At 60.6% G+C, this 12,653-nt stretch carries 11 protein-coding genes; 5 read left to right on the top strand and 6 right to left on the bottom strand.

What is annotated here, in order from left to right:
* The first annotated feature begins 16 nt into the window (after positions 1 to 16).
* Complete coding sequence (locus O6760_RS14435; RefSeq protein WP_269586059.1) at positions 17 to 1,033, top strand: ABC transporter permease; 1,017 nt, start codon at positions 17 to 19, stop codon at positions 1,031 to 1,033.
* 78 nt (positions 1,034 to 1,111) lie between these two features.
* Here O6760_RS14435 and O6760_RS14430 read toward each other — a convergent pair whose 3' ends face one another.
* The gene (locus tag O6760_RS14430) at positions 1,112 to 2,677 is read right to left on the bottom strand and encodes a glycosyltransferase (protein WP_269586058.1); all 1,566 of its coding nucleotides are present in this window, start codon (positions 2,675 to 2,677) and stop codon (positions 1,112 to 1,114) included.
* A 145-nt stretch (positions 2,678 to 2,822) separates the two neighbouring features.
* Here O6760_RS14430 and O6760_RS14425 point away from each other — a divergent pair, with 145 nt between their 5' ends.
* From O6760_RS14425 to O6760_RS14410, 4 genes are all read left to right on the top strand, one after another.
* Positions 2,823 to 3,317 carry an acyltransferase gene (locus O6760_RS14425; RefSeq protein WP_269586057.1) on the top strand — a complete coding sequence of 165 codons (495 nt, stop codon included), beginning with the start codon at positions 2,823 to 2,825 and terminating at the stop codon, positions 3,315 to 3,317.
* 25 nt (positions 3,318 to 3,342) lie between these two features.
* Positions 3,343 to 4,173, top strand: coding sequence for a 3-keto-5-aminohexanoate cleavage protein (locus tag O6760_RS14420; RefSeq protein ID WP_269586056.1), 831 nt, complete (start codon positions 3,343 to 3,345; stop codon positions 4,171 to 4,173).
* 113 nt (positions 4,174 to 4,286) lie between these two features.
* Entirely contained in the window at positions 4,287 to 5,207 is a 921-nt protein-coding gene (locus O6760_RS14415) for a Gfo/Idh/MocA family protein (protein WP_269586055.1), read from the top strand.
* On the top strand, positions 5,204 to 6,322 hold the full coding sequence (locus O6760_RS14410) for a DegT/DnrJ/EryC1/StrS family aminotransferase (protein WP_269586054.1): 1,119 nt from the start codon (positions 5,204 to 5,206) through the stop codon (positions 6,320 to 6,322). Before O6760_RS14415 ends, O6760_RS14410 begins: the two co-directional genes overlap by 4 nt.
* Positions 6,323 to 6,347: 25 nt before the next feature.
* Here O6760_RS14410 and O6760_RS14405 read toward each other — a convergent pair whose 3' ends face one another.
* The 5 genes from O6760_RS14405 to O6760_RS14385 all read right to left on the bottom strand — a co-directional run bounded on the left by O6760_RS14405 (position 6,348) and on the right by O6760_RS14385 (position 12,650).
* The gene (locus O6760_RS14405) at positions 6,348 to 7,955 is read right to left on the bottom strand and encodes a glycosyltransferase family 4 protein (protein WP_269586053.1); all 1,608 of its coding nucleotides are present in this window, start codon (positions 7,953 to 7,955) and stop codon (positions 6,348 to 6,350) included.
* Between the two features lies 1 nt (position 7,956).
* A complete protein-coding gene (locus O6760_RS14400; protein ID WP_269586052.1) occupies positions 7,957 to 9,021 on the bottom strand; it encodes a hypothetical protein in 1,065 nt (354 codons plus the stop codon).
* A gap of 422 nt (positions 9,022 to 9,443) precedes the next feature.
* Complete coding sequence (feoB, locus tag O6760_RS14395; protein WP_269586051.1) at positions 9,444 to 11,819, bottom strand: ferrous iron transport protein B; 2,376 nt, start codon at positions 11,817 to 11,819, stop codon at positions 9,444 to 9,446.
* Entirely contained in the window at positions 11,819 to 12,157 is a 339-nt protein-coding gene (locus tag O6760_RS14390; RefSeq protein ID WP_269586050.1) for a ferrous iron transport protein A, read from the bottom strand. The genes feoB and O6760_RS14390 overlap by 1 nt, the downstream gene beginning before the upstream one ends.
* Positions 12,138 to 12,650: a YbaN family protein gene (locus O6760_RS14385; protein ID WP_269586049.1), complete on the bottom strand. Its 513-nt coding sequence runs from the start codon at positions 12,648 to 12,650 to the stop codon at positions 12,138 to 12,140. Before O6760_RS14385 ends, O6760_RS14390 begins: the two co-directional genes overlap by 20 nt.
* Positions 12,651 to 12,653: the final 3 nt, after the last annotated feature.

Raw genomic sequence — 12,653 nt, 5'->3', positions numbered from 1 at the left:
AAGCTGGGGAACAGGAATGCAGAAAAAGGATATCGGACTGGCCGTCCTCGTACTGGTTGTCGGAGCCGTGGTGGCGATGATCAATCCGAGGTTCCTGTCCCCGATCAACCTGGCGAACACCGCCAACCTGATCGGTCTCTTCGGCCTGTTTTCGCTCGCCGAGGCCTTCGTGATCGTGACGGCCGGCATCGAGCTTTCGGTCGGCTCCGTCATTGCCCTGCTCGGCGTGATCTTCGTCGACCTGATCGTCACGCAGAACGTGCCATGGCCTCTCGCCGCCATGATCGTGCTGATGCTAGGCGCCGTCTTCGGACTGCTGCACGGCTGGCTGATAACGAAGCTCGGCCTGCAGCCTTTCATCGTGACCCTGTGCGGGCTCCTGATCTACCGCGGCATCGCCCGTTTCTACACCAAGGACGGAACCGCCGGATTTTCCTTCGGCGACGAGTTTCCGGTCCTGGAATGGCTGGTGTCCGGACGGACAGGCGGGGTTCCGCATTCGATCATCGCCTTTTCGATCATTGCCGTCATTGCCTGGTTCGTTCTGCACCGGACCGTCTTCGGTCGGCATCTCTACGCGGTGGGAAAGAACGCGGAAGCGGCCCGCTACACAGGCATCAACACGCAGCGCGTGATCGTGCTGGCCTACGTGATCTGCGCCGTTCTGACGGGTCTCGCGGCGATCTTCTTTGCCATGTACACCCGTTCCATCCATCCGGCCTCGCACGGCAACTTCTACGAACTCTACGCCATCGCCGCCGCGGTCCTCGGCGGGTTCTCGCTGCGCGGCGGCGAAGGATCGATCTTCGGCGTTGTCCTCGGCGTCGTGCTGCTGCAGATGCTGCAGAACCTGGTGAACCTGCTCGGGATCCCCTCATCGCTGAATTTCGCGGTCATGGGAAGCGTCATCCTGATCGGCGTCATTGCCGATACCCAGATCGCCAAGCACCGGAAAGCCCGGCAAAAGGCCAATGAATTGTCCAGGATCGCCTGGCCGAAGCTGAAGACGGAGTCGGAAACGGAGGGGGCCTGACCGCGACCACGAGGTGCTGATGATTGCCTCCGACGGAAGACACGAGCGAGCCTGCGGACAGTTTGGCCGCGACCTGGTTCAGGCGCCTTCAAAGGCCATGCTGATCAGGCCAAGTCCGAGTTTGCGCCGGTCATCACTGACACCGCACTCGAAAGGTGACCGGGGGGCGTCGATCTGAAAGGTGACCCAGACCTGCTCCGCCTGCGCGGCGGATGGATACGGACAGGTTAGTGTCCGGGGCTGGCCCTTGTCGCCGTCCCCAAACGTCCAGTCCGCGCATTTGTGTCCGTTCACGAGAACGCCGATCGACATGGCCGGTTCTTGTGGCGGCAGAAAGAGCCGGAGTTTGAAGCGGATGGTTGACGGCGGCTTCTCGCATTCGGGTCTGCGCGCAAGGACCGTCGCAGTTGAGGCTTCGCTCCACACCCCCCATTTCTCGCGCCTGGAAAATCCTTCCACCAGCCGGCCCGTGGACCCGCCGGCAAGGCTTGAAAAGTCGATCTCCTCGCCGCATTCCGGAGCCTCGACACCGAGTCGTGCCGTCTTCAGATCCGCCGTCAGCCTTTCACGCTCAACCAGCCATGGCCACTCCCGGCTTACCCTGGGAGACCAGGTCTGGATATATCCCGAGAGCTCGGCAAAACTGGTGGAACGCGGCTCAGCCCCGTTCTCCCGCTGGATCTGCCGGTACAGATCTTCAATGGTGTCCAGCCAGGTTTCCTGGTCGGCCTCTGTTCTGACGAACGCGGTAATTTCCGCCAGCGTGCCGGCATCATACCGATCGATTTCGGCCAGGACATTGTCCGCATCGAGGCGCTTTGAAAAACATCCCAGGCCGAAATTCCTGAGGCGCCACTCCCGCATGTTTTCAGGTGTGACAAGCCCTGCGAGCCCGCGCCCGTCACACACGATGACCGCCCGTCCAGCCGACATGGCTTCGAGGGCACTGAGGGCGGACGTGAACACCAGATCATAACCGGCAAGCTCGGTTTCCGGAGAGGAGATCACCTTGCCAACCGCGGCGCCGACAACGTCAAGTTCGATGTTGCGGCGCTCGCAAGCCTGCCTGATCGCCGGAAGATGTTCCGTATTCTTTGCAAATGCCAATGCCTTGCGCGGTACGGGAGCCGGATCGGGTCCGGGCTGGAACCGTTCCATGTCCACGGCATTTAAAAGAAGGGATATTTCCGAGGGCTCGCGTCCTTCATAGGTGCTGAAGCGCTGGGCGACAGTTGTGTCGACCGCGCACACCCTGCGGATCGAACCGAAGCGGGGCGCCATGTCGTGCCAGGCAATGAAGTCATGGGCAACGAAGATCGCGGGCACGTCCGGATACTTGCTCACGGCCGCCGCCACCGTCGGTGTGTGATGTCCGTGGATAATGTCCACCGGCGCAGTAAGCTTCTCGATATCGGTGATGACGGGAACGGATGCCCGTTGAAGCTCGTCTGCGATAGGACCGCTCGAATCTCGCGTGTAGACGATCGGCCGGTGTCCACGCCGTCGCAGCCCGAGGGCCAGGTCTCTCGCAACGATCTCCGTACCGGTACGGCCGGACAATGTGATGTTGGTGATCAGTACAGAAAGACCGTCATTCTCCCCGCCGGATGGTCGCCGCTGGAAAACCCGTTTCATTTTTACCATTGAAAGATTCGTTCTTCTCAGATTTACAGTGTCTTATCTTGATCACATCGCACGCAATTGCAAAGACCATGACCATCGAACGGCCAATCCTGCCTTTCGTCTGAAACTTTGTATTTCCGGTTGGCCTGGGGGGAGTAAAATCGCAATGTCCGAAGAGTTGAGCAGGCGTTTCCCCGGTGTTCGGTTCTACAATGCCGGTCTGACGGAAGTTCAGGACAACGTGAGCATCGGCACGGGCAGCCGTGTCGGATCCATGACCCTGATACACCAGGATGCCCAGGTGGGCAGCGGCACGACAATCGGGTCCCATTGCAACATCTGCAAATGTGTCATCGGGGACAACGTCTCCATTCAGACCGGGTGCCATATCACCAGGGGGGTCGTCATCGAGGATGACGTCTTTGTCGGGCCCCGCGTTGTCACGCTGAACGACAAGCTCAAGGGGGGAGACATGGTTTATCCCTACATAGAAAAAGGGGCCCGTATCGGCGGAGGCAGCACGATCCTCCCGGGTGTCCGCATCGGAGCCGGGGCGCTGGTGGGAGCCGGCAGCGTTGTCACCAGGGACGTTGCTCCTAACACGCTTGTCCTGGGCAATCCGGCAAGACCGGTGAAGCGTCTCGACGAGAGCCAGAACTAATCCCCTCGCACGGCAGGACTTCACAATGGATGGGCTGATACTGAACCTCGCCCCGACGGGGATGGTCCCCACCAGGTCAATGAACCCGAACCTTCCGGTTACACCGGACCAGATCATTGCCGACTGCTGCAAATGCGTCGATCTCGGCGCGTCCATCCTGCACATTCACGCAAGGGATGAGTCGGGGGTCCCCACCTTTCGACGCGACATCTATGCCCGGATCATCGAGGGCATTCGCGAGAACAAGCCCGAAGCCATCATCTGTGTCTCCCTGAGCGGCAGGCACTTTCAGGACTTTGCCGATCGAAGCGATCCTCTGCTTCTGCGCGGCGACCTGAAACCGGACATGGCCAGCCTGACCCTGTCCTCCCTCAATTTCGCTCGGCAAGCCAGTGTCAACGAACCCGACATGGTCCGCAGACTGGCCGAGACCATGGCAGAAGCCGGCATCCGCCCGGAACTGGAAGTGTTTGACCTCGGAATGGTGAATTACGCCAAGTACCTGATCGACAGAGGCCTGATTGAACCTCCCTTCTATTTCAACTTCCTGCTGGGAAATGTGTCTTCGTGCCAACTGGATCCGCTGCACCTGGGCGCCCTTGCCGCTTCCCTGCCTGAAAAGTCCGTCTGGGCCTGCGGTGGTATCGGTGACAGCCAGCTTGCCGCCAACACCCTCGGGATACTGCATGGCAACGGTGTGCGTGTGGGGCTGGAGGACTACCTGTGGATGGACAGGCAGCGCACCGAGCTGGCGTCGAATGCCGGGATGGTCAAACGCATAACGGAACTGGCAACGCTGCTCGAGCGTTCTTTTGAGCCTGCTCCTGTGGTACGTAAAGCTCTGGGACTGGCCTGACCAGGGTACGGGAATTGGATTGGTCTTCATGTATCACGCACGCCGGCAAGATCTTTTGCACAGAGCCGCTGGCTGGGTTTTCGGACATGCATGTGACGGTGCTGGAATGAAGAATGAATAAGCTTACCGACCAGGAGACGCCTTCCGGGCAGTTCAAGGTCGCGCTAGTGGGCATGGGAAATATGGGGCAGCGCCACGCACGCGCGTTCGGAACACTTCCGAATGTGGTTCTGGTCGGCGCAGTGGATACCGATCCGGCGAAAATGACCCTGATCTCCGAGCTTGGCCTGAGGTGCTTTGCCCGGGTCGAGGACATTCAGATGCTGGCGGATGCGGTCGTCGTGGCCACTCCTGCCGAAACACATGCCCGCATCGCGGTCCCGTTTCTTGAACAAGGTATCCACTGCCTCATTGAAAAACCCATCGCGCTCACCGAACGGGACGCGGTGTCGATGATGGCAGCGGCGGAAGAAAGCGGAGCAATGCTGGCCGTCGGCCATAGCGAACGGTTCAACCGGCGGCTGAAGCAGGCCCTGGAGCAGCTGGACGGGGAGGCACAGCGCGTCGAAGTCGTCCGGACATCCTGCCCGGCACCGTCGCACGCCGGTGCGGATGTCGTGCAAGACCTTATGGTCCATGACCTTGACTGGATCCTGCGCCTTGAAACCTCTCCGGTGAGGACACTGAGAGTGCATGACCATGCGGCGGATGCCACGGGGCTTCGCCAGGTTGATTGTTTTCTGGGTTTCGACAAGAGGTCTTATGAACTTCGCGTCTCTCATGTGAAGGGAGACCGGCAAAGAAGCGTCCGGATTTCACGCCCGGGGCATGCCGACCTGCACTATGACCTGACGCGTCAGGAACCCGCGGTCGGCGCGGACCCTCTTGAGCGTCAGGCCGCCGAATTCGTTCGTTTCTGCAAGGGCACTCCCTCGACCATTGCTTCGGGCGCGCATGCGGTCAACGTCCTCGCACTGGTCGAACGTGTCCGCAAGCTTTGCCAGGAGCACCCGCACGCAGTTCAGATGACATGAGCGCTTCCAGAACTGTCCCGTTCTACGGCCTTGCCGAGGAATGGTCGGAGATCAAGGATGAAACCCTGGCGCGCATTTCCGCCGTGCTCGATCATGGCAGGTTCGTCCAGGGCCCGGAGATCGAAGAGCTCGAGGAACAAATCTCCAGGGATCTTGGTGCGCGCCACGTTCTGACCTGCGCGTCCGGCACCGCGGCCCTGCTGATGTCAATGATGGCACTCGGCATCCGCAAGGGCGATGAAGTCATCATACCGTCTTTCACCTTCGCGGCACCGGCGGAATGCGCCTTGCTTCTCGGGGCAAGGCCGGTTCTGGTGGATGTCGACTACCCGACGGGTCTCGTCAGCGTGGATTCGGTGAGGTCATCGATTACCGTCAGAACCAGGGCAATCGTCGCCGTTTCGCTTTTCGGTCTGGTTCCCGATTTCCACCGTCTTGCCGCCATCGCGCAGGAGCACGGACTTCCTCTTATCGAGGATGCCGCCCAGAGCTACGGAGCGCAATGGCGCGGCAAGGCGAGCGGAACCCTCGGCCACATCAACTGTCTCAGTTTTTTCCCGACAAAGGTACTGGGCGGTGCGGGCGACGGCGGGGCGGTCGTCACGGACGATTCCGATCTGGCGGACACGATTCGCAAGATCCGGAACCATGGTCAGGACACCCGGAACGATCACGCCCTCGTAGGGGTCAACGGGCGCATGAGCACGATTGCCGCCGCCGCGTTGCTTGTCCGCCACAAATATCTGGAAGCTGCGCTCGCAAAACGCAGAACACTTGGCCGGACATACGATGCAATTTTCACGGACGAACGGTTTTCCGGTGCGCTCTCGTTTCGCAAACCGGGCGAGGAAACGCTGCCGGCACGTTCCCAATACGCCATTGCGGTTCCGGACCGGGACCGGATCCGCCGGGCAATGTCGGAGGATGGCGTGCAAACGGCCGTCTATTACCCCAAGCCACTCCACCTGCAACCGGCGTTTCAGACAGCTTCACGCGCGCGTTCGCTCGCCAATTCCGAAAAGCTGGCTCAAGACATTCTGGCTCTGCCGATACATCCGCGTCTGACGTCCCGGGACCTGGAACATGTCTCGAATGTGCTCGCGAAGAGTGTCTGACGGCCGGCGATCCCGGGCGCCGGGTTTACCGGACCGCATGCGCGGTCGACCCTTCGCAGGGGCCGAGCGCGGTTTCAAGAGCAGACCAGTGTTCGTGCCAACGCGGCGCACGATAGCTCTCGAGTCTTTTCAGCTGTCTTGCCCGCTGCGGTGAATTCGCTTCGTTGTATGACAGGATCGTTTCCCGCCAGGTCGTGAAATCCAGCGGATGAATATAGTCCGGCACGTCCTGCCCGGCTTCATGAAGAACGGGAATGTCGGAACATATGACCGGAACCCCCATGCTCAGCGCTTCCACCACCGGCATCCCCCACCCTTCCACGAAGGAAGGAAACAGCAGAGCCCTTGCGCTTTTCAGAATACCCGAGACCGTCTGGTCCGACACTCCCGACAGCTCGATGACATGATCCCGCACCGCAGGACACCTGTCGAGCATGTGAATGATGTTCTCGTTTTCCCAGCCCCTCCGGCCGATGACGAAAAGTTTCGGCATGTTGGGGGTCCGGCTTTCGACAAGGTCTCGCCAGAGGTTGAGAATCAGGAGGTGGTTCTTTCTGGGTTCGATCGTCCCGAGCATGACGAAGTGGTTCGGGCCTTTGGCGGGGCCGGCATCCGGACACTCAGACAGGAACTTGTCCTCCACCCCGATCAGCGCAACATCGCTCCGTGGTTGTGGCCAGTTTCGTCCGCTGAAATAGGCGTTGATCGTTTTTTGCGTTTCGCTTGAGTTGACGATCAGGAACGGTCTGAATTCCGCGATTGTCTGCATGCGCTTGTGGTGGGCGGATACCGTGTCCGCCCTGACATATTCCGGAAAAAGAATGGGAATGATGTCGTGAATGAAAAACACGAAATCGGCACGGTATTCCGATCTCAGCTCGAAAAAGAGGTCCCTTGAGCCCAGTCCGTGATGCGACGTGTTCACCAGGGTTATTCTTGAATGCAGGTATCGGTCGAGGACTTCAGCCAGCTTCGGCTCGAAATGCGACCTGCTCTCCCGCCAGGCCTTCCGAAGCTTTCCTGCGGCGGTCAGATTGCCGGCCAGCTGCGACATGCGGCCAATGCCTTTTCGAAGAACCCCCATGCCGGCATGCAGAGCCTTTCCAAGCCGGGTCAGAAAGCCGAAGACGGAAACTCTCGAAACGCAGACCAGGACAACAGGAAACTTTATGAAAGCCGGAAAATGCAGGAACCAAAGCAGGGAATCGGGAACATAGGGTTCAAGGTCCTTGGTCATGACAAATTTCACCCTGTCGGAATAGGAGAGATCAAACAGGAATTCGATGTCCTCCTTGCGAAACCCGTTGCTCCGGCGCCCCTCTTCGGAAGGGTCGGCACCAAACCCAAATCTGGGAGCCGCAAATTTCGGAACCTTTGTCCTGGTTTCCTGAAGAGACTTTCCGGATATCCACCTGTCCCACAGGTTATTGATGGCCTTGCCTGCGTCTCTGGAGCCGTAGAGATACATTTTACCATGCTGCTGGACGACAAAAACGCATTTGTCCCCGAACCTGTCGCTCAGATATTTCGCATAACGAATATCGACGCGATCAATTCCCGTTGCCGTCGCTTCGTTGAACCTGCTGACGAGGCGGGACATGTCGAACAGAATGATACCTTCCGTCTTCGACATCTTACCGGCCCCATTTCTGGTTCAGGGAATATTTGAGCGCATCATCGGCAATCGTGGGCAACGTCTGCGAGAAGTCGGCTTTCCCCGAGACCAGGTACTCCCAGTATTCAAATTGCAGGATGTCGCGCGGCGCCGGGGCGTATGCAACAGGGTCCTGCTGCTCGCCCCTCAAGTCGAACAGGTCCCTTGTCGGAAGGATGCGTTCCGCAGACCTGCCAAAATACCTGGCCTCGTGAATCGCGCTTGAGGAGAAACCGGTAACAAGCGACAGTTCACGGCAAGACAGCAGGTCGTAGACATTTGCGTCTATCAATTCGCAGCCGCCGATCTTCGAGATGACGTCCTCGACGCTTGTCCTGTCTTTGCGATGAGGATGAAACTTGTAATAGACCTTGCTGTAGCTCCGGCGCAGATCGATCAACGAGGCCTCGAGTTCCTCCAGCCCGTAGACACCACCATTGCAAATCAGGCTCGCGTCCACCTCGATCTGCCCGAGAAACAGCGCCGATCCGGCACTTGGCCTGTCGTTTCTGAACACACGGGCGCTTCTGGCCGCGCACAGGCGGGCAAAATCAAAAAAGACATCATCAGGAACCCGCGCCTTCATTGCACGCTGCTGGAGCCCCTGTTCATTTGAACGGATCCCGAAGACGTAGTCGTTCAGATATCTGACGGGGTGGATCGACAGATCCACGAACGTCACGTTCTCCTGGTTGAACAGGTTGATCAGGTAAGGAGGAAGTTCAAATCCGACGACGAAACTGTCCTTGAAATAGTCGGCAAGTCTGCTTTGAAATTCCGGCTCAAGGGTGGACTCGTAAAACGACGCCCAAGCCTGCGATGAAACCGGCCTGCCCAATGTCTCGAAAAAGAAAAGGCGATTGATCCTGGAATTGATTTCTTCGCCGCTAAATTTTTCACTCTGGACGCCCAGAAGACTCTCTAAAAATCCCGAGAACAACACATGCAACCAGTCTATATTGATTGATTGAGGGCTTCTGAAATGATCGGATGATCTATCATCTATCTTGTAGATATCAGAAGTGAAAATAATTTTATTAATCATTCAACTAAGACGCCTTTTCAGATACAAATTATCTGCCAAGTTATACTGAGAAGAGAAGGGCGTATTTTCAGAGCTAACCCGACCTCCAAATCGAGCACACCAAGTGCTTTACAAGGCGGGACTGGGCTGGTCCATGCATTTTTCGATGCCCCGGATTTGACGAGACTCTACATGGCGCAACAATCCGCACCGGTCAATGAACCCTGCGGAAGGACGTCAGCCCAGATGCATGGGGGCGAGCGTGGGGGTTCCTTCACCAAATGGTTGCCGGGGGCGATGTCCGGACAACCTCGCGGTCTGGACAGGACGGCCGCTCCCGGCGCCCGTTCGAGCAAGGCAATGGGGGCGAACGCAGCTCCGGCTGCCTGATGGCCGGCTGCGCCGCCGCGTGCTCGGGCGACGCGCACAAGGCCAAGTGCGGGTCAGGTCGCGATCAAGGACCGGGGTCGAGCGTCCCTGGTCCTGCCCAGGCGCCTTGCCGTCACAAAGACGAGACCGACCAGGCCGATCATCGCGGCCAGCCAGGAAAGGGAGGACGCCGGGTGGTCTGCCACCGTCCCTGCCTGAAAGGCGATCGTGGCGGCCGCATAGGCAATGACCGTGGTCCAGCTCGCCGCGAAAACGGCCCACCAGGCGCCGATTTCCCGGGCGATTGCGGACAAGGTCGCCACGCAGGGAATGTAGAGCAGAACCGCGATCATGTAGGCGAATGCCGCCGCCTGCCCGCCGAACCGGGCCGACATTTCCGAAAACACGGAGACAGAAACCTCCTGTTCGGCGGCAGCCGCTTCGAAACTCGAAATGTCTCCGACATCCATGCCGAGCGGGTCCAGAAGCGTCCCGGCCAGGGCGGCAGCCGACGCTCCGAGGGAGAGCAGCGTATTTCGGGCGGTTTCTAGCGGCTGCGGCGCCGCATGTTCGTCTCCCGTCTCGGCGGCGTAAAGCGCCTGGAGCGTTCCGACCACCGTTTCCTTGGCAAACATGCCCGTGAACAGGCCGACCGTGGCCGGCCAGTTGTCTTCGCTGACGCCCATCGGCTCCAGAACGGGCGTGACCTGTCTCGCGGTCAGCGCGAGGACGGATGTTCCGCTGTCCTCGTTGCCGAAACTGCCGTCCGGAGCAACGGAGTTGAGGAATGTCAGGACCGCGACCACGATCAGGATCGTCTTGCCCGCTTCGGCAACGAACTGACGGATCCGGGCCCAGCACAGGCGCAGAACTCTTCGTGGCGGCGGCATCTGGTAGACGGGCAATTCCATCGCAAGCGGCCGGGGTTGCTTCAATGTCAGGCGCGGCGCCAGCATCCAGCCCGTGAACAGGGCCGCGGCGATGCCGATGAGATAGAGCGCGAAGACGACATTCTGTCCGCCGACCGGGAAGAAGGCGGCGGCAAAAAGGGCATAGACCGGCAACCGGGCGCCGCAGGACATGAAAGGTGCCATCATCGAGGTCAGGATCCGCTCCGCGCGCGTGTCCAGCGTACGGGTCGCCAGCACGGCCGGGATGGTGCAGCCGAAACCGAGCACAAGCGGCAGGAAGGCGCGGCCGGACAGGCCGAGGCGGCGCATCAGCCGGTCGGCGACCACGGCCGCGCGTGTCATGTATCCGCTCTCCTCCAGAAAGATCTGGCACAGGAACAGGAACCCGACGACGGGCACAAACGTACCGACGGTCTGGATTCCGGTGCCGATCGACCCTACCGCCACATCCAGGACACTTCCGGACAATCCCGCCCGGTAGAGCGCAAGCGCTGGCAATTCGACGAAGACAGCCTGGCCGAGGCCGTCGAAAAGCTCGATGAACACTCCCGACACGTTGATGGTGAGGAAGAACAGCAGATACATCACACCCAGGAACAGCAAGGGTCCCCAAACGGCGGACAGCGCGAACCTGTCGAAACGGTCGGACAGAAACCGTCTGCCGACCGGGGGCGGCATGTCCAGTTGCCTTGCAAGCGCTGCCGCCCTGGTGAGCGGCCCGTCCGTCAGGTACCGGTCAAGCGGAAGGCCGTCGACGGGTCCGGCTTCCAGGATCAACCGGTCCCGGAGGTCCAGGACCTCCTGTCCGGCACGCCTCTCGCTCAGCCAGTCACGCTCCAGAAGACGGCGTGCCGCGGCAACGGTGTTGGCGGTCTCGTAGGCAGGCAGACCGCCAAGCGTTTCGCGCATGCGCTCCAGGGCCCGCCGGACAGAAACCGGCGCGGTTTCGTCCGGACCTGGGACGGCGTCGCCTCCCTGCCTCAGGCAGGTGACAAGCCTGGAACGCAGCTCTTCAAGCCCGGAAGACGTCCGCCCGGACACCGGGATGACCGGAAGTTTCAATTCATCGGCCAGGACGGCCGCGGCCGAAGTGACCGCGGCGGAGGGCCAGCAGTCAGCCTTTGTCAGCACGGCCACGACCGGAACGCCGTTGTCCCTCGCCTGCAGCAGCATGGACAGACCACGGTGCGGGGCTGACAGGTCGACGGCGACAATCAGGGCGTCATGAGGCGCGTTGACGAGTGCGTCGCGGGCAACCCGCTCATCGACACGTTCGGCCTCCGGCGCCGACAGGTTGGATATGCCCGGCAGGTCGATGAATTCGACGGCCAGTCCGCCGATCTCTGCCGTGCCGCTCTTGCGGTCCACGGTAACCCCCGGCCAGTTGCCGATCGACTGCCTCGAGCCGGTCAGCATGTTGAACAGCGTCGATTTTCCGGAGTTCGCCGGTCCGAGAAGAAAGACACGATATTGCGCCGGGGCGCAGGGCAGCAGATCCCGGCGAACGCAGCCGGGCGCGGCACAGCTCGAGCAGCCCATCAGCCTTCCTCCCCGAGAGGATCGCAACCGCAACCGCAGCCACAGGGTTTCAGTACCACACCGGCGGCGAGATCGGCGCCGATCGCGGTGCGGATCTCGCCGCAGGCCACGATACGCGGGCGCGAACCTTCGCCGCGCAGCAGCCTGACCACGATGTCAGGAGCCAGACCGGCCGACAGCAGGTCCAGTGTCGCGTGCCGCGTTTCACCGAGGGAGGCGACATGATAGGGCCTGCCGGGCTCGGCGGCGGCCAGGGTCAGAACCGTGTCTCCGGGAACAGACCGAGGCTCCGGTTCTCCGCAGACCTTCGTCGTGACGTCAAAAGCGCTTTGCGGCATTTCGAAACTCTCCTTGATCGGATGGAGACGGCAGGTGGCCGGCCGATGCTCCCGGAGCCGGGCAGGCCTCCAGGCAGGGCCTGTCGCGCCACGGGCTGGGACGGCCTGTCTCGGGACGGCTGAGAATGAAGGCCGCGGCGGCGGCCATGCAGACAAATTGCACGGCCAGAACCACGAGCGGCACGGCCAGAACGAGACTGAGCGCGAAAACGCCGGCCATCATCGCGACCGCCAGAAGCTTGAACCTCGGGGCGATGGCGCCGTTGACGCGCCAGTCGGCGATTGCAGAGCCGAACAAGGCACTGCGTTCCAGCCGCTGTTGCAGGCCCGGCGCGCTTTTGCCGAAGGCAAAGGCGGCAAGCAGAACGAACGGCGTCGTCGGCAGAACCGGCAAAGCCACCCCAAGGCCACCCAGTCCAAGCGCGAGAATACCCAGCGTCAGCCAGGCGGCGCGCTGCACCGGCGGTGCGATCCGTCTGATAGCTCTCGTCAAGGA

The organism is Roseibium sp. Sym1, from assembly GCF_027359675.1.
Lineage (GTDB): Bacteria > Pseudomonadota > Alphaproteobacteria > Rhizobiales > Stappiaceae > Roseibium.
Note: the sequence above shows the minus strand (reverse complement) of the source record. Positions and strands in the feature narration are given on the sequence as shown.

Coding starts and splice junctions, on each gene's coding strand:
- O6760_RS14435 (WP_269586059.1), top strand. CDS start 17: ATGCAGAAAAAGGATATCGGACTGGCCGTCCTCGTACTGGTTGTCGGA.
- O6760_RS14430 (WP_269586058.1), bottom strand. CDS start 2,677: ATGGTAAAAATGAAACGGGTTTTCCAGCGGCGACCATCCGGCGGGGAG.
- O6760_RS14425 (WP_269586057.1), top strand. CDS start 2,823: ATGTCCGAAGAGTTGAGCAGGCGTTTCCCCGGTGTTCGGTTCTACAAT.
- O6760_RS14420 (WP_269586056.1), top strand. CDS start 3,343: ATGGATGGGCTGATACTGAACCTCGCCCCGACGGGGATGGTCCCCACC.
- O6760_RS14415 (WP_269586055.1), top strand. CDS start 4,287: ATGAATAAGCTTACCGACCAGGAGACGCCTTCCGGGCAGTTCAAGGTC.
- O6760_RS14410 (WP_269586054.1), top strand. CDS start 5,204: ATGAGCGCTTCCAGAACTGTCCCGTTCTACGGCCTTGCCGAGGAATGG.
- O6760_RS14405 (WP_269586053.1), bottom strand. CDS start 7,955: ATGTCGAAGACGGAAGGTATCATTCTGTTCGACATGTCCCGCCTCGTC.
- O6760_RS14400 (WP_269586052.1), bottom strand. CDS start 9,021: ATGATTAATAAAATTATTTTCACTTCTGATATCTACAAGATAGATGAT.
- feoB (WP_269586051.1), bottom strand. CDS start 11,819: ATGGGCTGCTCGAGCTGTGCCGCGCCCGGCTGCGTTCGCCGGGATCTG.
- O6760_RS14390 (WP_269586050.1), bottom strand. CDS start 12,157: ATGCCGCAAAGCGCTTTTGACGTCACGACGAAGGTCTGCGGAGAACCG.